Consider the following 20,317-nt stretch of genomic DNA (forward strand, 5'->3'; position numbering starts at 1 on the left):
CGCCGGTAGATCAACCCAGAACGGCCATCGCGCTCGGATGCAACACGGGCCGGTAGCCGGCCTGGAAGGCGCGCACCGTCGATGGCGGCGTCAGCAGCATGGCCGGCTCGGGTACGTCGGCCCGGCTGTAACCGGCGAACGACCAGCGCAGCGTGGCGCCGTCGGCGACGAGGTAGCTGTCCCCGCTCGCCTGCACCATCGTCCCGTCGGGCAAGTCGCGCAATCGCGTCGGCGGCGGATGCAGCCGCTTCTTGCCGCGGTCGAGCCGCTCGGCGTGCAGCACCGCATCCATCGCCTTGGCGCTGAGATCGCTTACACCGTTGCCCTGCTCCCAGCAGCCGCGAAACCGCTTGGCATCGTCTCGCCGGCAGTAGAAGCACGGCCGGTGTCCGGCCGCGAAGGCGGTGGCCTCGTCCAGGAAGAACAGCTCGGTCCAGCTCCGCCGCGCCATCACCGGCCGCCGCCAGCCGCGGAATTCGCACAGGCAGGTGATCCACGCCGGCGACGACCAGCGCTTCTTCAGAAGCGTCTTCGTCGCGGGATCGTGGATGATGCCGCGATTGCCTGTGAACAGGCCGCGATGCGGGGTGGCGATGATGTCGCCAGTCGGTGTGATGCGGTTTTGCAGGGGCATGGGAAATCCGATTGTTCGTCGCTGTCATTCCGGGACGATGCGAAGCATCGAACCCGGAATCTCGAGATTCCGGTTCGCGGCTTCGTCGCGCCCCGGAATGACGACGACGTCACGCCGCGCCGTCGCGGATCGGCGGCTGGAAAGACAGAGCGGTATCCCAGGGGAAGAAGATCCAGGTGTCCTGCGACACTTCCGTGATGAAAGTGTCGACCAGCGGGCGTCCCATCGGCTTGGCGTAGACGGTGGCGAAATGGGCCTCCGGCAGCATCTCGCGCACCAGCTTGCCGGTCTTGCCGGTGTCGACGAGATCATCGACGATCAGGAGACCCCTGCCGGTGCCGCCGCCGAGCTTGGCGGTCTGCTCCGAGATGCCCTTGAGCACCTTCAGCTCGCCCTGCTTGGTGTGGTCGTAGCTGGCGATGCAGACGGTATCGATGACGCGCACGCCGAGCTCGCGTGCCACGATCGCCGCCGGCACCAGGCCGCCGCGTGTGATCGCAATCACCGCATGGAACGGGCCGACCTCGTTCAATCGCCAGGTCAGCGCCCGGCAATCCCGGTGGAACTGGTCCCACGAAACCGGAAAAGGCCTGCCCGCGCGCTCCTGTGCACTCGGTTCGGAATTTCGTTCAACCATATCGTCTCAACCCGCCGGCTTCTTCTGCGCGGCCTGCACTTGCTTCAGCATTTCCTTCACCGCCGCCATCGCCGCGGCGAGCTTCTCCGGATCGCGCGAGCGCACCACCAGATTGGTGTTCGGCTTCTGCTCCTCGTCCATGAAGGGATAGCTGCCGATGATGGTGTCGGGATGGGCGGCGGCGATCGCCCGCAACGGACCGCCGATGTCGCCCTCGCGCGCGTTGGCGCGGACCGATTCGGACAGCATGCGCACGCCCGATTTCAGCTTGGGCGAGACGATATCCATCATCGCCTGCATGATCGACGGCACACCGGCCATGACGATGACGTTGCCGATCTTGAAGCCGGGAGCGAGGATGGTCGCGCTCTGGATCAGCTCGGCACCGTCGGGGATACGGGCCATGCGCAGGCGGGCCTCGTTGAGATCCTGCTCGCTCCAGCGCTCGCGGAAGCGGGCGACGACCTCCGGATGGTGGTCGATACCGACGCCGAACGCCTTGGCGACGGCATCGGCGGTGATGTCGTCATGCGTCGGTCCGATGCCACCCGTGGTGAAGACGTAGCTGTAGCGATGCCGCAGCGCGTCCAGGGCGGCGATGATGTCGGCCTCGTCGTCGGAAACGATCCGGACCTCTTTCAGGTCGATGCCGATATTGGTCAGGTATTCGGCGATGAAGCCGATATTCTTGTCCTTGGTCCGGCCGGACAGGATTTCGTCCCCAATGACCAGGATGCCCGCCGTGACGATGTCGCTCATGGTCTCATTCCCTAACTTGATCCCCGGACATTGCCGATCCAATGCCTTGATGTCACGGGGTTTTGCCGCCGAATTAAGCAGACCTCAGCCGGTTTTTCGGGCAGGCCTTCCACCTCACCCATAGCAAATGCCGCAAGCCAATGCATATCGCGCTGGCCCGCCCCTTGCTACCATCCCATCAAGTCATGCACTGTGTCACATGGCTTTGGAGGGCAGTCGGGCTATATGGCAGTCGCGTTCGATGAGATGAACGGCCTCGGCGAGGATCTCCGCCCGGCCTACCAGGAGCTCTCCCGCTGGCTCAAGGAAACGCCCCCCGAAGCCCTCGAATATCGGCGCCAGGAGGCTGAGCTCCTGTTCCGCCGGATCGGCATTACCTTCGCGGTCTACGGCGATTCCGAGTCCACCGAGCGCCTGATCCCCTTCGACGTGATCCCGCGGATCATGTCCGGCAAGGAATGGGCGCTGCTGGAGAAGGGCCTGAAGCAGCGCGTGCGCGCGCTCAACATGTTCCTGCGCGACATCTATCACGGCCGCGACATCCTCCGCGCCGAGATCGTGCCCGGCGATCTGATCTTCCAGAACCCGGTGTTCCGTCCCGAGATGAACGGCCAGCAGGTGCCGCACGACGTCTACGTGCACATCGCCGGCATCGACATCGTCCGGGTCGACGCCGAGGACTTCATCGTGCTCGAGGACAACGCTCGCACGCCGTCGGGCGTATCCTACATGCTGGAAAACCGCGAGATCATGATGCGGCTGTTTCCGGATCTGTTCGCCCGCCACAAGGTCGCGCCGGTCGAGCGCTACCCGGACGAGCTGCTCTCAGCCCTGCGCTCGGTCGCGCCGCTAAGCGCCTCCAGCGAGCCGACCGTCGCCCTGCTCACGCCCGGCGTCTACAACTCGGCCTATTACGAGCACTCGTTCCTCGCAGACAAGCTCGGCATCGAGCTGGTCGAAGGCCGTGACCTCATCGTCAAGAACAACGAAGTCTTCATGCGGACGACGGAAGGGCTGAAGCGGGTCGACGTGATCTACCGCCGTGTCGACGACGATTTCCTCGATCCGCTCACGTTCCGTCCCGACTCCGTGCTCGGCGTGCCCGGCCTGATGTCGGCCTACGCGGCCGGCAACATCACGCTCGCCAACGCCGTCGGCACCGGCATCGCCGACGACAAGGCGATCTACTCCTACATGCCCGACATCGTGAAGTTCTATCTCGGCGAGGAGCCGATCCTGAAGAACGTGCCGACCTGGCGCTGCCGCGAGCCGAAGGACCTCGCCTATGTGCTGGACAATCTGAGCGAGCTCGTCGTCAAGGAAGTGCACGGCTCCGGCGGCTACGGCATGCTGATCGGCCCCGCTGCGACCAAAGCGACGATCGAAGCCTTCCGCGACAAGCTCAAGCGCGAGCCGGAAGGTTTCATCGCGCAGCCGACGCTGGCGCTCTCGACCTGCCCGACCTGCACCGCATCCGGCCTCGCGCCGCGCCATGTCGACTTGCGCCCCTTCGTGCTCACGGGCAGCAAGAGCACCACCATCGTGCCGGGCGGGCTCACACGGGTCGCGCTCAAGGAAGGCTCCCTGGTGGTGAATTCGAGCCAGGGCGGCGGCACCAAAGACACCTGGATCCTGAGTGAGTGATTTGAAGCCAAACGCGCTGCGCGAGCCCTCCCTCCCCCTGCAAGGGGGAGGGTCGGGGTGGGGGTCGGCCGCATACGCCGAATGGAGAGAAGATCCCCACCCGCCGCTGCGCGTCGACCTCCCCCTTTCAGGGGGAGGTGAAACACGTTTCGTCTTGTAGGGACTATCGGATGCTGTCGCGTACCGCCGAAAACCTCTACTGGCTCGCCCGCTACGTCGAACGGGCCGAATATCTCGCGCGCACCATCGATGCGACGCTGCGCGTCACCGCGCTTCCCGCCGCCTATATCGGCAAGACCAATGAATGGGATTCGGCGCTGCTCACCGCCGGGGTCGCCGCCAGCTTCTACGATCACTACGAGGAGGCCAACGAGCACAACGTCGTCGAGTATCTCTCGTTCTCGCCGAACAATCCGTCCTCGATCAGGAACTGTATCGAGGCGGCGCGGCTGAACTCGCGCTCGGTGCGCACCGCGCTCACCAGCGAGATGTGGGACACCATCAACTCGGCCTGGATCGAGCTTCAGGCGGTGTGGAGCAAGGGCACCTCGACGCGCGAGGACCTCGCCAAGTTCCTGCGCTTCGTGCAGGAGACCTCGCTGCGCTTCGACGGCTCCGCCTACCGGACCATGCTGCGCAACGACGCGTACTGGTTCTCGCGCATGGGCGTGCATCTGGAGCGCGCCGACAACACCGCGCGCATTCTCGACGTGAAGTACCATGTGCTGTTGCCCGAGGAGGAGCATGTCGGCGGCCCGCTCGACTTTTATCAATGGAGCTCGATCCTGCGCTCGGTCTCGGCACTGACGGCCTATCACTGGGTCTATCGCGAGACGCTGAAGCCGTGGCTGATCGCGGATCTGCTCATCCTCAACGACACCCTGCCGCGCTCGCTCGCCAGCTGCTACGGCAACCTCGTGCGCAACCTCGACCAGATCGGCGTCGCCTATGGCCGCCAGGGCCCGGCCCAGCGCCACGCCCGCGGCATCCGAAACCGGCTGGAACACAGTAATATGAACGACATTTTCCAGCATGGCGTGCATGAATTCATTCAGGAATTCATCACGGACAATTCACGGCTGGGTGAGATCATCACCAAGCAGTACCTGATCTGACCGGTTTTGAGGCAAAATCTCGTCATGGCCGGGCAAAAACGCGAAGCGCGTCTTTCGTAACATAGGTGACCCGGCCATCCACATCTTGCTTTCGCGGCCGATTAGGAAGAAAGACGTGGGTGCCCGGGAAGGGTCCGGGCATGACAGTCCTGCCCTGAAAAAACCGATTGAACACCGGTTGAGCCATGCGCCTGCGGATAGCCCATACCACCACGTATCGCTACGAGCCGGCGGCCTCGGGCGTGATCCAGATTTTGCGGATGACGCCCGGCAGCCATGACGGCCAGTATGTCGCGGATTGGCAGATCGACGTCTCGACCGACTCCCGGCTCGACACCCATGAGGACGCCTTCGGCAACGTCACCCATGTGCTGACGCATGGTTCGATCAGTGACCTCACGATCCATTGCGAAGGCCTGATCGAGACCCACGACACCGGCGGCGTACTGAAGGGCACCGACGAGCGGTTTCCGCCGAGCCTGTTCCTGCGCACCACACCGCTGACCGACCTCAACCCGGCGATGACGGCCATCGTGCGCGAGCTGCGCACCGAGGCCGGCGGCGACACGCTGGGCTTCCTGCACGCGCTGATGACGCAGATTGCCGATCACATGACGTTCGACGAAGACCCCACCAACAGTGGCACGTCCGCGGTGGAGGCGTTCGCGCTCAAGCGCGGAGTTTGCCAGGATTACGCGCACATCTTCATCGCCTGCGCCCGCGCCGGCGGCGTGCCGGCGCGCTTCGTCTCCGGGCACTTTCTGCGATCGGACGACACGGCGCATCAGGAGGCCGGCCATGCCTGGGCGGAGGCCTACGTGCCCGATCTCGGCTGGGTCGGCTTCGATCCCGCCAACAGCATCTGCGCCACCGACGCCCATGTGCGCGTTGCGATCGGGCTCGACTATCTCGGCGCGGCCCCGGTGCGTGGCACGCGCTATGGCGGCGGCACGGAAACGCTGACGGTCGCGGTCAAGGTCGACCAGGCCGGCCGTCCCGGCCAGTGGCAGAGCCAGACGCAGTCGTAGGCTGGTCCCTCTCCGCGTCCGTCATTGCGAGCCAACGGGTCCGCGCGCGCGGCCCGATGACAGGCTCCGCGAAGCAATCCATCTGACCGCTTGCGGAGGCATGGATTGCTTCGTCGCTTCGCTCCTCGCAATGACGGCAGGGGTGCTATGATCGCTGCTGCAAACCGAACCAGCGAGACAAGCCATGGCGACTGTAAAACTGCTTTCGGATGACGAACTCTCCGCCGACGCGCGCGCCGTCTTCGACGACATCCGGATGGTGCGGAAGTCGGATTTCGTCAACAATTTCTGGCGGGCGCTGGCGCATGATCCGAAGACGCTGCGGCGGACCTGGGAGAGCATCAAGGAAGTGATGGCTCCGGGTGCGCTCGACCCCAAGACCAAGGAAATGCTCTACGTCGCGGTTTCGATCGCCCATGGCTGCAGCTACTGCATCCATTCGCACACCGCGGCACGGGCCAAGGGCATGACCGAGGCCGAATATGGCGAGCTGCTCGCCATCGTCGGCATGGCCGCGGAGACGAACCGGCTGGTCACGGCGCTTGGCGTGCCCGTCGACGAGGCGTTTCTGGTCGATGCACCTGCGGGACGAAGCCAGGAGCCGTGACGCTCCTGCCTGTCTCGCGAATGAGTGATGTCACGAAATGCGCTCAACGTCGGATTTGAGGACAACCAGGAAACGGGCAGCTTCGCCGCCCGTCACCACCCGATGATCGAAGGTCAGCGATAGCGGCAGCGTGCGTCGGACCGCAACCTGCCCCCGAAGCGCGACCACGCGCTCCGAAATCCGCCCGGCGCCGACGATCGCCGTCTGCGGCGGCACGATGATGAGATTAGCAAACCGGCCTCCGATCATGCCGAAGTTCGACAACGTGATCGTCGCACCGCGCAGTTCCTCCGGGGGTATCGCGCGCGCGATTGCGTCGGCTCGCAGGCGGTCGAGTCCGGCCCGCAGGTCCGATACGCTCCGCTCCGCGACATTGCGCAACACGGGAACGATCAGGCCGCCGCCCGTGTCGACGGCGATGCCGAGATCGATGCGCTCGATCAGGCGCCGTTCTCCCGTACCGGAATGATACCAGGCATTGAGCGCGGGCTCTGCCTTGCAAGCAGCGGCGATCGCCCGCGCGAGGCGGATTGTCACGTCCTCGCCCTGCCGCCAATCGTCGATGTCGGCTTCATCGGTGACCGTCGCGGGGACGATTTCCGCATGCGCTGCCGCCATGCGTTGGGCCATCGCGCGGCGCAAGCCGCGCAGCGGCTCGGCGGGTCCGCTGTGAGACATCCGCTTCGCCGCCCTCTCGACATCGGCCCGCGTGATGGTGCCGCCGGGCCCGGTCGCCTCGACGAGATCGAGCGCGACGTCAAGCTTGCGCGCAAGTGCGCGCACTGCCGGAAACACTTGGGCTCCCCGCCCGCTGGGCGGCGAAGCAGTTGCTGGCGCCGGCCGCTGCTCGCCAGTGTCGAGTTCGCCCACAATCGTGCCGGTGTCCTGCCCGGCGTCCTCGGCAAACTCGACGAGCGGCGCGCCGACCTTCACGATATCGCCCTTGGCACCGAACAGGCGCGCGATGCGTCCGCTCGACGGCGCCGGTATCTCGACCACTGCCTTGTCGGTCTCGACCGAAACGAGCGGCTGATCGGTCACGACGTGATCGCCCTCGTTGACGTACCAGGTGACGATCTCGGCTTCTTCAAGACCTTCACCAAGGTCCGGCAACGTGAACTGGCGCATGGCACAAGGTCCGTTGGTGTTCAGTTGTACTGGTGCGCCTTTCGGGCTGCGGTCACGATGCGTTCGACCGACGGCATGTAGCGTTGCTCAAGGCGGGCCATCGGGATGATCGTGTCGTAGCCGGTGACGCGGGTCACGGGTGCGAGCAGCGAGGATAGTCCGCGCTCGGCGATCATGGCTGCGATCTCCGCGCCAAATCCGCCGGTGTGTGCGGCCTCGTGCACGATGACGCAGCGCCCGGTCTTTGCGACCGACCTGAGCACGGTGTTTTCATCGTAGGGCTTGAGCGTGGCGAGGTCGATAACCTCGGCAGCGATGCTCTCGTCGGCGAGCGCGTCCGCTGCGGCCATCGTTTCCTTCAGCATCGCACCCCAGCTGATCAGCGTGACGTCGCGACCTTCCCTCTCGACAAAGGCGCGATCCATCGGCAGGGCTTCGCCGTTGTCCTCGACCTCGCCTTTCACGGCGCGGTACAACCGCGTCGGCTCCAGGAACACCACCGGATCGGGATCGCGGATCGCGGCGAGGAGAAGTCCATAGGCGCGCTCCGGCGACGAAGGTATCACGACACGCAAGCCCGGAATGTGGGCCAGCATCGCCTCAGTGCTCTCGGAATGATGCTCGGGTGCGCGAATGCCGGCGCCATGCGGCGTGCGCAGAACCATCGGACAAGTGAGCCGTCCCTGGGTACGGTTGCGCATCCGTGATGCGTGGTTCACGAGCTGATCGAGACAGGGATAGATAAATCCCATGAACTGGATTTCGCCGACCGGCTTCAGTCCCTGCGCGGCCATGCCGACGCAAAGCCCGCTGATCAGGAGTTCGGCAAGCGGCGTATCGAGGACGCGCTCCGGACCGAAGCGCTCCTGCAAGCCGACGGTCGCGCGGAAGACGCCGCCATTGACGCCGACATCCTCGCCGAGCACGACCACATCGGGATCATCCACCATCGCGCGGCCGAGCGCCCGATTGATGGCTTCGACCAACGTGACTTCAGGCATCGTCCTCTCCCGCAAGTTCGCGACGCTGCGCGGCGTACGCCGCGGGCAGATCAGCATAGAGGTTGTCGAACATGGTTTCTGCTCGGCGTGGCGGTGTCTTCAGATAGCGCTCCACCGCCGCCTCGATGCGCTCATGGCACTCGGCGACAAGCCGCTCCTCGTCCGCCTTGGTCCACATCTTCTGACCCACAAGATAGGACCTGAGGCGCGCGATCGGCTCTTCCTTCCAATGCGCCTGGACTTCTTCGGCCGAACGATAGCGCAATGCATCATCTGACGTCGTGTGATCGCCGAGCCGATAGGTGACCGCTTCGATGAAGTGAGGGCCCTTGCCGTCGCGGGCAGCGGCGATGGCCTCCTCGGCCGCGGCGCGCATCGCCACGACGTCACTCCCGTCCACCTGCTCGCCGCTGAACCCGGCGCCGATGGCCTTCTGCGCTAGCGTCTCGGAACCCGTCTGCAGACGCAACGGCACCGATATGGCCCATTGATTGTTGGTGGCGACGAACACGAGCGGCAACTTGTGAACGCCGGCGAAATTCATTGCCTCGTACACATCGCCTTTCGAGGTGGCGCCGTCGCCGAACATGCAGACGGCCACGCGCGGCTCCTTGCGCAACTTCAGGGCGTAGGCAACGCCGGCCGCATGCGGCGCCTGTGATCCGACGGGAACGCAGAACGGGAAATCGTGCACCGGACCGGAGAATTGATTGCCGCGTTCATCGCCGCCCCAGAACAGCAGGATCTCCTCCAGCGCGACGCCACGCCAGAGCAACGCGCCGTTGTCGCGATAGGAGGGCAACAGAACGTCATCCTCCCGCATCGCACTCGCGATGCCGACCGACACCGCCTCCTGGCCGAGCGAAATGGCATAGGTTCCCAGCCGACCAGTGCGCTGCAATGCAACAGCCTTTCGGTCGAACAGACGCAACAGCACCATCGACCGGTAGAGTTCGACCAGCAGCTTGGCATCGGTGGCGAAGGCAGGAAGCGGCCGTTCTATCGAGCCGTCGGGCGCGAGGTAATTGCGGCGGCGCACCTCAAAGCGCGCAATGACGGGGAGCTCTTCGTTCGCTCTTTTGCTGGCCACGCGCTCACTCCAGGAGCGGTTCTGCCTCCCACGTTCAACTATTTGGTGTTCGGGCCGCGACGATGCAATACCGTGGCAGCATCGCTCTTGGCGCACGCGTCGGCGGCCGGGTCGCGAGGATCGATCGACAGTATCCGTGGAACAGCGCCGCGACTGCTGTATAAGAGAGCATGGCACATGGTCAGGTTGTCCTCGTAACAACTGCGCCGTTGGACGGCGGCCCGCCGGTTCGCTCGGTCTTCTTCGTGGCTGAAGGAGACGCGGCAAAGGCCACGGCAATTATTGCGGACATGATGGCCCCGAATGAAACGGTCGAAGCGTTGGGGCCGCTTCCCGAAGCGGCTGTGAAAGCGCTCGGGTTGAAACCCGGTGACTACACCCACACCTGACTTGCATCGGATAGCTGTCCGGCGCGCGAAGGTCCGCGGCCACATCCTTGCGCAGAGAGTGTGATCTTGACGCGGCGCCCTCGCTTACGCGGTCCCGATCACAACGCGGGGAGCCCTCTTTCTCAAGCAAGGGACATGGCGTAATCTGCGGCGAGTTGCCCTTAGACGGGACGGGCCGACGTCGCCGTTTGAAGGAACGGGCAGCGGTCAGGCCGTCGGCAGGCATCGCAGTCTGAAAGCAGCGCCTGCCTTATGTGGCGCTCCCTCAACTTCAACATGAAGCAGGTTGGCCTGCCGCACGCGCGGCAGACAAGGGCAGTGCTTAACCCTTGGAGGACGACATGGCGACATTCATAGTGAGGATCGACTGGACCGACCAGGGAATTCGAAGTGTCAAGGACGCTCCCAAGCGCAGCCGAGCGGCGAAAGAACTCGCCAAGACGCTCGGTGTCGAGATCAAGGAGGTCTATCTCACCTCCGGCGAGCATGACATCCTTCTCATCGCCGAAGCGCCTCTTGGCGACAACATCACGAAACTCGCGCTTGCCCTCAGTTCTCAGGGAAACATACGGACCTGCACATCACGGGCCTGGCCCGAGGCCGAGTGGACCAAGCTGATATCCGAGCTTCCGTAGCGGCTTCGGGACGTCCCTATGGATCTCTGCGCGGTCTGACTGACGGGCGCCGTCGATCTTGATACCCTGCGATCGGCGCCAGCGTGTGTGCGCAGGAACCGAGACTGCTCCTCGTCGTGTGAACGAGTAAAGTACGAGGCGCACGAGGGCGACGGCGGACGTCGTCGCCGGCAGGGCCGCACATGCCCTATTTATCCAGCCAGACATCCTCGAAACGCAGATTGTTGTACTGGCTGTTGTCGTGCGGGTGGAAATTCTTCACGTAAGGCTGCCAGCAATTGCCGGCCGATGAGTGCAGGATGACCGGCCGCGCGGCGTCGTCGACCAGCAGGTGCTCGATGTCGAACACGATCTTGCGGCGCTTGTCCTTGTCGACCTCGCGCGACTGTGCCGCCAGCAGCTTGTCGACCTCGGCGTTGCAATACTGGGTGTAGTTGCGCTCGGAGTTGCAGGAATAGTTCTCGACCAGATTGCCGTCGGGATCGTCGACGCTGACGCCGGTGACGTTGAGGCCGATGGTATAGTCCTTGCGCTGCAGCCGCGAGTACCAGCGCGGCGTATCCAGGATGTCGAGCTCCGCTGTGATGTAGATCTTCTTGAGCTGGTCGGCGAGGATCACCGCCGGGTCGCGATAGGTCGGCAGATTGCGGGTCTGGATCTTGATCGACAGCGGCTTGGCGTCACTGTAGCCGAGCTTCTGCATGATCGCCTGCGCCTCGGCGAGGTTCTTCCCGGTATCGGGGCCGTAACCCATCAGCGTCGACAGGATCTCCGGCGGCATGCCCCACTCGCCTTCGGGCTTCGCCTGCATCGCGCCGCCGAGCCGGCCGCTGCCCTCGAACAGGATGCTGTTGAAGGCCTTGCGATCCAGCGCCAGCGACATCGCCTTGCGGATATCCGGATTGTCGAACGGCGGATTGACGCGGTTGACCAGGAGATTGATCTGCAAATTGGTCGAGGTCATCTCGCAGATCGCGTTCGGCGCCTGCGACTTGACGTCCTTCATCAGGGGAATGCTGACGTCGGACGGAAAGGTGATGTCATAGTCGCCGGTCGCGAATGCCAGCATCCGCGTGGCGCGGCTGTCGATCGAGCGCACCGTGATCTCGTCGAGATACGGCCGGTCCTTCTTGAAGTAATCGGGGTTACGGACCAGACGGATCGAATCACCGCGCCTAAACTCGACGAACTTGAACGGCCCGGTGCCGACCGGCTTGGTGCGCATCACCTGCTGCGGAACGTGGCAGGGATAAACCACGGAGAAGGCGCTCGCGAGCAGCGCCAGCAGGCCGGGCTGCGGCTCGGTCAGCTCGAAGGTCGCCTCATCGTCGCCATTGATGCCGACATCCTTGAGCTTCGAGTACCAGACCTTGCGCGGGTTGCGCTTGAAGTCCTGGGTCTCGCTCTTGCCGATCAGCATCCGCCAGGTGCACTGCACGTCCTTAGCCGTGAACGGCTGCCCGTCATGCCACTTCACGCCGTGCCGCAGCTTGAAAGTGAGCTTTGTATTGGTCTGATCCCACGACCAGCTCTCGGCGAGATCGGGGATCACGGTGTCGATGCTTTCGTGCACCTTGGCCGGATCGAACACCACGAGGTTGTTGAAGACGGCCGCGAACGGCATCACCGAGGCGATGGTGGATTCCTCGAGCAGCGAGGTCGAGGGCGGATTGTCGTTGTGATAGAGCCGCAGGGTGCCGCCCTTCTTCTGCGCCGATGCAGGGCTCGCGGCCGTCGCCGCGATACCCAATGCCACAATGCACGCGGCCAGTTTGAACGACATTCCCGCCTCCCGAAATTTCTTGTTGTCGTCGGTTGCAGGCAGTCGAGCACAACACCCCGCCCCCCGCAACGACGCGAGGCCAAGATCATTGCCGGCTGCGCGCAACGCAGAGCGAGACCGGGATGCGCCCCGCAACCTGGACGGCTGGAACAGGCGCCCGGCCGTCGCTCGGTCGTCCCGCCCCTCTTTGACGGGCCACTGCATCTCCCGTCACGGGGAATTGGGGTTGGATGCATCCTCGAAATTGGCTACTAGTTTCCCGCCGAGAAACTCGGACCGTCTGAGGGCTTTAAATGACCTATTGTTGCGGAATCCTGGTTCGGGACGGTCTGGTGATGATCGCCGACACCCGCACCAATGCCGGCCTCGACAACGTCTCGACCTTCCGCAAGCTGCACATCTTCTCCAAGCCCGGCGAGCGCATCATGGCGATCGCCAGCGCCGGCAACCTCGCGATCAGCCAGTCGGTGCTCTCCACCCTGACCGAAGGCCTGGAGGATCCCAACACGGGCGAGATCGAGACGCTTATGAACGCGCCGACCATGTTCCAGGCCGCCCAGCGCATCGGCCGGGCGATCCGGGCGGTGCATGCCACCGAAGGACCGGCGCTGAAATCCGAGGACGTCTCCTTCGACGTCTCCTTCCTGTTCGGCGGCCAGATCAAGGGCGCGCGCATGCGTCTGTTCATGGTCTACACCGCCGGCAATTTCATCGAGTGCACCACCGACACGCCCTACCTGCAGATCGGCGAGCACAAATACGGCAAGCCGGTGCTCGACCGCGCCATGCATTACGACGTCGAGCTCTACGAGGCGCTGAAGACCGGCCTGATCTCGATGGACTCGACCATGCGCTCGAATCTCGGCGTCGGCCTGCCGATCGACGTGCTGGTGGTGCGCACGGACGCCTGCGAAGCCGATCTCAACCACCGCATCGAGGCGGGCGAACCCTATTTCCACGATTTGCGCTCGCGCTGGTCGGCGGCGTTGCGCGCCGCGCACCAGAACATTCCGCGCCCGCCCTACAAGAACGAAACCGAAGCAAAAACCAAGTAAGAGGAAACTCGCATGACTGAGGCAACCAGCAAGATCGCATTGGTGACCGGCGCCGGCACCGGTGTCGGGCGCGCAGCGTCGCTGGCGCTGATGAACACCGGCTTCACCGTGGTGCTCGCAGGGCGCCGGCTCGACATGCTCGAGGAGACGGCGAAGCTCGGCCCCGCCGGAAAGAGCCTCTGCGTCACCGCCGACATGACCAAGCCGGAGCAGATCGCCGCGCTGTTCGACAAGGTGAAGGCAACCTATGGCCGCCTCGACGTGCTGTTCAACAATGCCGGCATGGGCGCGCCGGCCGTGAACTTCGAGGACCTCAGCCTCGAGCAGTGGCAGGCGGTGGTGAACACCAACCTCACCGGCCCGTTCCTGTGCACCCAGCACGCCTTCCGCATCATGAAGGACCAGACCCCGCGCGGCGGCCGCATCATCAACAACGGCTCGATCTCGGCGCATGCGCCGCGGCCGTTCTCGGCCGCCTACACCTCGACCAAGCACGCCATCACCGGCCTGACCAAGGCCAGCAATCTTGACGGCCGCATGTATGACATCGCGGTCGGCCAGGTCGATATCGGCAATGCGGCGACGCCGATGACGGACCGCATGGTCAACGGCCCCGGCGTGCTGCAGCCCGACGGCACCACCAAGCACGAGCCGCGCATGGACGCCAAGGCGGTCGGCGACGCCGTCGCCTACATGGCCAGCCTGCCGCTCGACGCCAACGTGCTGACGATGACGGTGATGGCGACCAAGATGCCGTTCGTCGGGCGGGGCTGATCTTCTCCTCCCTGCTTGCGGCAGGACCATCACGATGCCCGGCCGGGCTTGTCCCGGCCGGCCGTCGCCGGACGCCCTGCCAAAATATCGAAAACAACCCCATGCAAAGGAGCCGGCAGCTAAAGCGCGATGCGATAAGGCTGAATCGTCATCGCGCTTTAGGTTGTTGTTCAAGCATGATCTTTTCGAAAAACCGCTACGCACTTTTCCGGATCATGCTTTAGCGGCGTTCGACACCGCAGCTTGACACGTCGGGCAAATCAGCAGTATTTTTCCATTATTCCGAAATCATGAAAGCTTGCCCCGGGGCTGATCCTCCCCTTCTCCCCGCGCGCAGGGAGAAGGTCGGGATGAGGGGAGTCTCCACGAGGATGGTGAGAGACAAGCTCGCGGAGAGAGTTCCCCTCACCCGCCGCTGCGCGGCGACCTCTCCCGCAAGCGGGACGAGGTAAGGGAAGCGCCCTACTCCAGCTTCTCCACGTCCCGCAGCGTCGGGAACAGCTTCATCCAGAGCAGCGCGACCGCAACGGTGGCGACGCCGCCGAGCACGGCCGACGGCACGGTGCCGAGCAGCGCCGCGGTGACGCCGCTCTCGAACTGGCCGAGCTGGTTCGACGCGTTGATGAACAGGAAGTTCACCGCGCCGACACGGCCGCGCATCTCGTCGGGGGTAGCGAGCTGCACCAGCGAGAAACGGATCACGACGCTGATCGTGTCCGCAGCGCCGAGCACCGCGAGCGCCAGCGCCGACAGCCACATCCAGTGCGACAGCGCGAACACCACCGTCGCGACGCCGAACACGATCACCGCCTGGAACATGCGCATGCCGACGCGGCGGTTGATGGTGTGCCGCGCCAGCACCATCGTCATCAACAGCGCACCGACCGCGGGCGCGGCGCGCAGGATGCCGAGGCCGAGCGGGCCGGCTTGCAGGATATCGCGCGCATAGATCGGCAGCAGCGCGGTGACGCCGCCGAACAGCACCGCGAACAAATCGAGCGAGATGGTGCCGAGGATCGCCGGATTGCTGCGAACGAAGGTGACGCCGGCAAACAGATCGTCCGACGACCCACCGTTCTTCACCGGCGCCTGTTGCAGCCGGCCGATGCCGCCGGTCAGGAGGGCGCCGAACAGCCAGAACACCATCATGATGCCGTAGGGCGCGCTCGGCATCAGGGCATAGGCGAAGCCGCCAAGCGCGGGTCCGGTGATGGTCGCAACCTGCGCCGCGCCGCTCGAGATCGCGGTCGCCCGCTGCAGCGAGCCTTGCGGCGCGATCAGCGGCAACAGCGCGGCGGTCGCCGGACTCTCGAACGCGCCGGCGATCCCGAGCACGAAGGTCGCGACGAAGATCTGGATCTCCGAGATGGTGCCGGCAAAAGTGCTTCCGGCGAGAAACAATGCGGTCAGCGCCTCCGCGATCTGGCAGGCCTGCACCACGCGCTTGCGCTCGAAGCGGTCAGCGGCGTGGCCGGCGACGAACACCAAGAGCGCCGTCGGCAGAAACTGCACCAGTCCGACCATGCCGAGGTCGAACGCGCTGCCGGTCAGATCGTAGATCTGCCAGCCGATCGCCACCGCGCCGATCTGGCTGGAGAAGCGCGACAGGCTGCGCGACGACAAGAAGAACAGGAACGGTCTGTGGCCGAGCAGATCGCGGGCGCCGGCCGGCGTGGCGGAGGACATGGATGATTGCGTGGCCGAGCGCCTGCAACTTGTCAATGGATACGAGATGAACGCGCAACAGCATTGCGCTGCGCGGGGCCCCTGCCCATAATCCCGCGAGAGTTCTTGGGGGCGTGATGCTGCAGTTGCAATCGGCGTTCGGCGTGGTGGCATTGCTCTTGATCGCCTGGGCGCTGAGCGAGAATCGCCTGAAGGTGTCGCTGCGCCAGGCGGCGATCGGGCTCGTCGTCACGATCGCGACCGCGCTTGTGCTGATCAAGGTGCCGCTGGTGACGCAGGCCTTCGGCACCATCAACGACGCGGTCGGCGCGATCTCGGCGGCCTCCCGCGCCGGCTCCGCCTTCGTGTTCGGCTATATCGGCGGCGGCGCCCTGCCATTCGATCTGAAGGTACCCGGCGCCGATTTCATCCTGGCGTTCCAGGCGCTGCCGATCGTGCTGGTGATGAGCGTGTTGACGACGCTGCTGTTCTATTGGCACGTGCTGCCACCGATCGTGCGTGGCCTGGCCTGGCTGCTCGAGCGCACGCTCGGCGTCGGCGGCGCGGTCGGGCTGTCGACCGCCGCCAATGTCTTCCTCGGCATGGTCGAGGCACCGCTGTTCGTGCGGCCCTATCTGGCACAGATGACCCGCAGCGAGCTGTTCCTGGTGATGACCGGCGGCATGGCGGGCATCGCCGGCACGGTGCTGGTGCTCTATGCGACGCTGCTTGCTCCCCTCATCCCCGACGCCGCCGCGCATTTCGTCATCGCTTCCGTGCTGGGCGCGCCGGCTGCGATCCTGGTCAGCCTGATCATGGTGCCCGAGACCTCCGACAAGCGCACCGGCGGATCGCTCGACAATCCCGATATCCAGGTGTCGTCGACGATGGACGCCATCGTGAAGGGCACGGCGGCCGGGCTCGAGCTCTTGATGAACATCGTCGCCATGCTGCTGGTGCTGGTGGCGCTGGTCTATCTCGTCAACGCCATGCTCGGCCTCCTGCCGAACATTGGCGGCGCCGCGATCTCGCTGCAGCGCCTGCTCGGCCTCTTCATGGCGCCGGTGTGCTGGCTGATGGGATTGCCGTGGGATCAGGCGATCACCGCCGGCAGCCTGATGGGCACCAAGACCGTGCTCAACGAATTGATCGCCTATGTCGACTTTTCGAAGCTGCCACACGACGCGCTCGACCCGCGCTCGCGCCTGATCATGCTCTATGCGATGTGCGGCTTCGCCAATTTCGCCAGCCTCGGCATCATGATCGGCGGCTTAGGGGTGATGGCCCCGGAACGGCGCGAGGAGATCAACGCGCTCGGACTGAAGTCGATCGTATCGGGCACGCTGACGACGTGCTTGATGGGCGCCATCGTGGGGGCGATGACGTGACCGTAGCCCGGATGAAGCGAAGCGCAATCCGGAGCCGCTCGGCCCGCGTGCGCGATTCCCGGATTGCGCTTCGCTCCATGCGGACTACGAAACCGGCGTGCCCGCAAGGGTACCGTGGGTTCGAATCCCACCCCTTCCGCCAGTCAAGGCCAAAACTCCAACATTTCCAACGCTTGGGCGTTTTGACTGACCAATGGTGACTAACCAGACGGCCGACTGCCGAACTCCGGTTGACCCCTGCGTGCAACTAACCGCCTATACTCGGCAACCGCGATTCGCGCGTTTTTGGGGTGGGCCGTGTCCGAACCGATAAACATCCGGAAAATTATTGAAGAACTGCTCTCAGGCAGGATGCGCGTTCCAAACTTTCAACGCGGGTTTGTCTGGGACCCTGCCCTATGACAATATGCTAGTTCCGCTCGCTGTATTTTTTGCAAACGATGAGAACAAGCAGCATCGGATCAGCAATGCGCAGAGAAAAGAGATTCTTCGATGGTTTTGGTTGACGTGCTTCTCACGTAGGTACAACAGCCAACCGGTCAAAAACCTAAAGGAGGACGTGATTGCATTCGGCAATTTGAAGGCCGGCAAAAGCAAAACGATTGCCGAAAACGAAATGCACATTGGGGAAGCCTTTTTCACTCAAAATGTCTTTCGGATTAATTCTGTTCTTTCCCGCAGTTTTGTTTTGATGCTTGCACAGAATAGCCCCACCTCATTCATCGGCGGCAACAAAATCGATCTTCGCAAAGCGCTCAACTAAGACCCGTAGCAGGCATCATGCCGTGTCAGGAGCAGTAGCAATCTCCGGCCCCTGCACTCCTTCGGCGCAAGCGGCAACAATCACGCGGATTGGTCAATCGTCTTGGCGAGTGGCATGGATTTCTGAGTCGTTCCAATAGATGTTGCGGACGAGGCGTCCGCCCTTCGGGACGTTCTCCGGACGCGCTGTGTACGACGCGACGAGATCAACGCGCTCGGGCTGAAGTCGATCGTCTCGGGCACGCTGACGACCTGCCTGATGGGCGCGATCGTGGGGATGCTGACGCAGCCGTAGCCGCAGTAGCCCGGATGCAGCGCAGCGCAATCCGGGACGGTTCGGCCGCGTATGGAAGCCCCGGATTTCGCTTCGCTGCATCCGGGCTACGTAATTTCGACCAGGTCGTCATGGCCGGGCATAGCCGTCCGAAGGACGGCGTCGCTTCCGCTCGCCTATGTCCCGGCCATCCACCGGCCAAGGAGAATCTTTCGAAGCAGGATGGATGGCGGGTCAAGCCCGGCCATGACGGCCGCGAAAAGCCTACGTCTTCAACTCCACCGTCTTGAACTCCGCCGGCAGGATCACCTCAAGCAACTCCACGTCGTCCGAATAATCCAGGATCATGTGCCTGATCTTCGGCGGCTGCGTCCAGGCGCTGCCTTGCTTCATCAGGGTCTCGCCCTGCCCGTCCATATAGGTCTTCACCCAGCCCTTGAGCACGTAGACCATCTGGAATTCGACGTCGTGATAGTGCAACTTCGACACTTCATCGGGGTTGCACGGTCCCTGAAGCCGGATGACGTGCGCCTGCGCGAGGCCATGCGAGGCGGCAGCGATGCCGAGGTCGCGGTACTTGGCGTAAGCGCGCAGCCCGTCGGCCTTGAAGTCGTCTTCGCGGTGATGGCTGATCGCAACGCGCTGTTTCGGCCGCGCCTTGGTCGCAGGTTTCGGCGCGCTCTTCTTCGCCGCCGGGACGCGGCCTTTCGACTTAATGGTCTTGCGCGCGGACGATTTCGCGGACGATTTCCTGGTGCCGGCGCCGAGCCCCGACCATTTCTTCTTCACTGCGGTCTTGGCTGCCGATCTTGATGCCGTCTTCTTGGCCATTGTTTCGCCTCCCGTCTTTTTGTGACGGAGAGAGGCTAACACAAGTCGCGCGCCGCGAGGCGAGCAAAGGCGCACAGCGCGCTTTTGCCCCCTTGCCCGCTCAATGCAGCCGGAACACGCCATCCACGGCGCGCAGCTCGGCCGGCTTGATCAGCTTGGAATGCGCCACCGTGACCGAATGCAGGGGGCCGTCGAGCTTTTCCTGCCAGAACGCCAGGAAATCCTTCAGCGCCGGAAATTTCGGAAACATGTCGTAGTTCTGCCAGACGTAGGTCTGGAGCAGCGAAGGATGATCCGGCATCCGATAGAGAATTTGCGCCGTCGTCAGTCCGTAGCCCAGCATCTGTTTCCGGAAATCCTCGGAAACGACCCCACCAACTCGCGAGACCATGCCAACCTCCTGTGACGGAGCGCATTCACGTGGTGGCCGACCTCCCCCGCCGGACCACCGGCAATGGATGCGCTCACATGAGAGAAATGTGACGCACGCGACTAACCCATCTCAAGCCTAAATGTTTAATAGGTTGTTGAAATTTCTTGCGTTGGCAGCAGCTTACCGCATCTGCTAATAGCCCCGGCGCCCCCTCTCGGGCGGCATTAAGGATGCCGAAATGATCTCGGCATCCTTCTGGCAGACCGCACTCACGAGTGCCAATTTTTCTGCTAGAGGCACTTGCCCGCCGCCAAGGCTTGGCCTATCTCCTGCCCAACCAGTCTGGCACTCGCTGGACTGGACTGCTAACTCTCCAAAAATCTACAGCATCTACAATTGCTTAGGAGGACTGCATGAAATTCCGTCCGCTTCACGACCGCGTCGTGGTCAAGCGCATCGACGCAGAAGAGAAGACCGCTGGCGGCATCATCATTCCCGACACTGCCAAGGAAAAGCCCTCCCAGGGCGAAGTCGTCGCCGTTGGCCCGGGTGGCCGCGACGAAGCCGGCAAGCTGATCCCGATCGACCTGAAGGTCGGCGACCGCGTGCTGTTCGGCAAGTGGTCCGGCACCGAGGTCAAGATCGACGGCCAGGACCTGCTGATCATGAAGGAGAGCGACGTGATGGGCGTTCTCGAAGTCAGCGAGTCCAAGAAGAAGGCGGCCTAAGAGCCCCCTCTCCCTCC

21 protein-coding genes are annotated in these 20,317 nt (G+C 63.8%); 11 read left to right on the forward strand and 10 right to left on the reverse strand.

The features are described from left to right. Positions 1–10: 10 nt before the first annotated feature. The 3 genes from RX327_RS25260 to RX327_RS25270 all read right to left on the reverse strand — a co-directional run bounded on the left by RX327_RS25260 (position 11) and on the right by RX327_RS25270 (position 2,030). A complete protein-coding gene (locus tag RX327_RS25260; protein ID WP_317247451.1) occupies positions 11–634 on the reverse strand; it encodes a hypothetical protein in 624 nt (207 codons plus the stop codon). Between the two features lie 109 nt (positions 635–743). Then, positions 744–1,271 carry a xanthine phosphoribosyltransferase gene (gene gpt, locus RX327_RS25265; protein ID WP_317247452.1) on the reverse strand — a complete coding sequence of 176 codons (528 nt, stop codon included), beginning with the start codon at positions 1,269–1,271 and terminating at the stop codon, positions 744–746. Positions 1,272–1,277: 6 nt separating this feature from the next. After that, a complete protein-coding gene (locus tag RX327_RS25270; RefSeq protein WP_317247453.1) occupies positions 1,278–2,030 on the reverse strand; it encodes a competence/damage-inducible protein A in 753 nt (250 codons plus the stop codon). A 225-nt stretch (positions 2,031–2,255) separates the two neighbouring features. Here RX327_RS25270 and RX327_RS25275 point away from each other — a divergent pair, with 225 nt between their 5' ends. From RX327_RS25275 to RX327_RS25290, 4 genes are all read left to right on the forward strand, one after another. Continuing rightward, positions 2,256–3,674 carry a circularly permuted type 2 ATP-grasp protein gene (locus RX327_RS25275; RefSeq protein ID WP_317247454.1) on the forward strand — a complete coding sequence of 473 codons (1,419 nt, stop codon included), beginning with the start codon at positions 2,256–2,258 and terminating at the stop codon, positions 3,672–3,674. 170 nt (positions 3,675–3,844) lie between these two features. Beyond that, positions 3,845–4,789 carry an alpha-E domain-containing protein gene (locus RX327_RS25280; protein WP_317247455.1) on the forward strand — a complete coding sequence of 315 codons (945 nt, stop codon included), beginning with the start codon at positions 3,845–3,847 and terminating at the stop codon, positions 4,787–4,789. A 185-nt stretch (positions 4,790–4,974) separates the two neighbouring features. Further along, positions 4,975–5,817 carry a transglutaminase family protein gene (locus RX327_RS25285; protein ID WP_317247456.1) on the forward strand — a complete coding sequence of 281 codons (843 nt, stop codon included), beginning with the start codon at positions 4,975–4,977 and terminating at the stop codon, positions 5,815–5,817. A gap of 184 nt (positions 5,818–6,001) precedes the next feature. Beyond that, a complete protein-coding gene (locus RX327_RS25290; protein ID WP_317247457.1) occupies positions 6,002–6,424 on the forward strand; it encodes a carboxymuconolactone decarboxylase family protein in 423 nt (140 codons plus the stop codon). A gap of 30 nt (positions 6,425–6,454) precedes the next feature. Here the strand turns inward: RX327_RS25290 and RX327_RS25295 are convergent, their stop codons facing one another. From RX327_RS25295 to pdhA, 3 genes are read right to left on the reverse strand one after another with little or no spacing between them, the layout of a single operon-like run. After that, positions 6,455–7,552: a dihydrolipoamide acetyltransferase family protein gene (locus tag RX327_RS25295; protein WP_317247458.1), complete on the reverse strand. Its 1,098-nt coding sequence runs from the start codon at positions 7,550–7,552 to the stop codon at positions 6,455–6,457. 20 nt (positions 7,553–7,572) lie between these two features. After that, positions 7,573–8,553: an alpha-ketoacid dehydrogenase subunit beta gene (locus RX327_RS25300; protein ID WP_050385900.1), complete on the reverse strand. Its 981-nt coding sequence runs from the start codon at positions 8,551–8,553 to the stop codon at positions 7,573–7,575. Beyond that, a complete protein-coding gene (pdhA, locus tag RX327_RS25305; protein ID WP_317247459.1) occupies positions 8,546–9,592 on the reverse strand; it encodes a pyruvate dehydrogenase (acetyl-transferring) E1 component subunit alpha in 1,047 nt (348 codons plus the stop codon). The genes RX327_RS25300 and pdhA overlap by 8 nt, the downstream gene beginning before the upstream one ends. 221 nt (positions 9,593–9,813) lie before the next feature. Here pdhA and RX327_RS25310 point away from each other — a divergent pair, with 221 nt between their 5' ends. Both RX327_RS25310 and RX327_RS25315 read left to right on the forward strand, forming a co-directional pair. Further along, positions 9,814–10,032 (forward strand): hypothetical protein, encoded by a 219-nt coding sequence (locus RX327_RS25310; RefSeq protein ID WP_028336082.1) that lies wholly within the window; start codon positions 9,814–9,816, stop codon positions 10,030–10,032. 341 nt (positions 10,033–10,373) lie between these two features. Continuing rightward, positions 10,374–10,667: a GYD domain-containing protein gene (locus tag RX327_RS25315; protein WP_028336081.1), complete on the forward strand. Its 294-nt coding sequence runs from the start codon at positions 10,374–10,376 to the stop codon at positions 10,665–10,667. A 187-nt stretch (positions 10,668–10,854) separates the two neighbouring features. Here RX327_RS25315 and RX327_RS25320 read toward each other — a convergent pair whose 3' ends face one another. Beyond that, positions 10,855–12,450 (reverse strand): ABC transporter substrate-binding protein, encoded by a 1,596-nt coding sequence (locus tag RX327_RS25320; RefSeq protein ID WP_317247460.1) that lies wholly within the window; start codon positions 12,448–12,450, stop codon positions 10,855–10,857. A 293-nt stretch (positions 12,451–12,743) separates the two neighbouring features. Between RX327_RS25320 and RX327_RS25325 the strand changes: the two genes are divergently transcribed. Both RX327_RS25325 and RX327_RS25330 read left to right on the forward strand, forming a co-directional pair. Continuing rightward, positions 12,744–13,505 carry a proteasome-type protease gene (locus RX327_RS25325; RefSeq protein ID WP_317247461.1) on the forward strand — a complete coding sequence of 254 codons (762 nt, stop codon included), beginning with the start codon at positions 12,744–12,746 and terminating at the stop codon, positions 13,503–13,505. A gap of 12 nt (positions 13,506–13,517) precedes the next feature. Further along, positions 13,518–14,279, forward strand: coding sequence for an SDR family oxidoreductase (locus RX327_RS25330; RefSeq protein WP_317247462.1), 762 nt, complete (start codon positions 13,518–13,520; stop codon positions 14,277–14,279). 462 nt (positions 14,280–14,741) lie between these two features. Here the strand turns inward: RX327_RS25330 and RX327_RS25335 are convergent, their stop codons facing one another. Then, complete coding sequence (locus RX327_RS25335; protein WP_050385903.1) at positions 14,742–15,965, reverse strand: MFS transporter; 1,224 nt, start codon at positions 15,963–15,965, stop codon at positions 14,742–14,744. A 116-nt stretch (positions 15,966–16,081) separates the two neighbouring features. Here RX327_RS25335 and RX327_RS25340 point away from each other — a divergent pair, with 116 nt between their 5' ends. Next, positions 16,082–17,332, forward strand: coding sequence for a NupC/NupG family nucleoside CNT transporter (locus tag RX327_RS25340; protein ID WP_317247463.1), 1,251 nt, complete (start codon positions 16,082–16,084; stop codon positions 17,330–17,332). Between the two features lie 328 nt (positions 17,333–17,660). Next, positions 17,661–18,095 carry a hypothetical protein gene (locus RX327_RS25345; RefSeq protein ID WP_317247464.1) on the forward strand — a complete coding sequence of 145 codons (435 nt, stop codon included), beginning with the start codon at positions 17,661–17,663 and terminating at the stop codon, positions 18,093–18,095. Positions 18,096–18,632: 537 nt separating this feature from the next. On the opposite strand, the gene RX327_RS25350 is transcribed toward RX327_RS25345, so the two are convergent. Together RX327_RS25350 and RX327_RS25355 are read right to left on the reverse strand one after the other, a co-directional pair. Next, on the reverse strand, positions 18,633–19,199 hold the full coding sequence (locus RX327_RS25350) for a cupin domain-containing protein (RefSeq protein ID WP_317247465.1): 567 nt from the start codon (positions 19,197–19,199) through the stop codon (positions 18,633–18,635). 100 nt (positions 19,200–19,299) lie between these two features. Then, the gene (locus RX327_RS25355) at positions 19,300–19,590 is read right to left on the reverse strand and encodes an usg protein (protein WP_317247466.1); all 291 of its coding nucleotides are present in this window, start codon (positions 19,588–19,590) and stop codon (positions 19,300–19,302) included. Between the two features lie 395 nt (positions 19,591–19,985). On the opposite strand from RX327_RS25355, the gene RX327_RS25360 reads away from it, so the two are divergent. Beyond that, on the forward strand, positions 19,986–20,300 hold the full coding sequence (locus RX327_RS25360) for a co-chaperone GroES (RefSeq protein WP_025037205.1): 315 nt from the start codon (positions 19,986–19,988) through the stop codon (positions 20,298–20,300). Positions 20,301–20,317: the final 17 nt, after the last annotated feature.

Origin of the sequence: Bradyrhizobium sp. BEA-2-5, from assembly GCF_032918025.1 — a bacterium.
GTDB classification, from domain to species: domain Bacteria; phylum Pseudomonadota; class Alphaproteobacteria; order Rhizobiales; family Xanthobacteraceae; genus Bradyrhizobium; species Bradyrhizobium pachyrhizi.

Coding starts and splice junctions, on each gene's coding strand:
- RX327_RS25330 (WP_317247462.1), top strand. CDS start 13,518: ATGACTGAGGCAACCAGCAAGATCGCATTGGTGACCGGCGCCGGCACC.
- RX327_RS25285 (WP_317247456.1), top strand. CDS start 4,975: ATGCGCCTGCGGATAGCCCATACCACCACGTATCGCTACGAGCCGGCG.
- RX327_RS25270 (WP_317247453.1), bottom strand. CDS start 2,030: ATGAGCGACATCGTCACGGCGGGCATCCTGGTCATTGGGGACGAAATC.
- RX327_RS25290 (WP_317247457.1), top strand. CDS start 6,002: ATGGCGACTGTAAAACTGCTTTCGGATGACGAACTCTCCGCCGACGCG.
- RX327_RS25350 (WP_317247465.1), bottom strand. CDS start 19,199: ATGGCCAAGAAGACGGCATCAAGATCGGCAGCCAAGACCGCAGTGAAG.
- RX327_RS25340 (WP_317247463.1), top strand. CDS start 16,082: ATGCTGCAGTTGCAATCGGCGTTCGGCGTGGTGGCATTGCTCTTGATC.
- RX327_RS25275 (WP_317247454.1), top strand. CDS start 2,256: ATGGCAGTCGCGTTCGATGAGATGAACGGCCTCGGCGAGGATCTCCGC.
- RX327_RS25325 (WP_317247461.1), top strand. CDS start 12,744: ATGACCTATTGTTGCGGAATCCTGGTTCGGGACGGTCTGGTGATGATC.
- RX327_RS25260 (WP_317247451.1), bottom strand. CDS start 634: ATGCCCCTGCAAAACCGCATCACACCGACTGGCGACATCATCGCCACC.
- RX327_RS25300 (WP_050385900.1), bottom strand. CDS start 8,553: ATGCCTGAAGTCACGTTGGTCGAAGCCATCAATCGGGCGCTCGGCCGC.
- RX327_RS25310 (WP_028336082.1), top strand. CDS start 9,814: ATGGCACATGGTCAGGTTGTCCTCGTAACAACTGCGCCGTTGGACGGC.
- gpt (WP_317247452.1), bottom strand. CDS start 1,271: ATGGTTGAACGAAATTCCGAACCGAGTGCACAGGAGCGCGCGGGCAGG.
- RX327_RS25320 (WP_317247460.1), bottom strand. CDS start 12,450: ATGTCGTTCAAACTGGCCGCGTGCATTGTGGCATTGGGTATCGCGGCG.
- RX327_RS25315 (WP_028336081.1), top strand. CDS start 10,374: ATGGCGACATTCATAGTGAGGATCGACTGGACCGACCAGGGAATTCGA.
- RX327_RS25355 (WP_317247466.1), bottom strand. CDS start 19,590: ATGGTCTCGCGAGTTGGTGGGGTCGTTTCCGAGGATTTCCGGAAACAG.
- RX327_RS25295 (WP_317247458.1), bottom strand. CDS start 7,552: ATGCGCCAGTTCACGTTGCCGGACCTTGGTGAAGGTCTTGAAGAAGCC.
- RX327_RS25280 (WP_317247455.1), top strand. CDS start 3,845: ATGCTGTCGCGTACCGCCGAAAACCTCTACTGGCTCGCCCGCTACGTC.
- RX327_RS25360 (WP_025037205.1), top strand. CDS start 19,986: ATGAAATTCCGTCCGCTTCACGACCGCGTCGTGGTCAAGCGCATCGAC.
- RX327_RS25335 (WP_050385903.1), bottom strand. CDS start 15,965: ATGTCCTCCGCCACGCCGGCCGGCGCCCGCGATCTGCTCGGCCACAGA.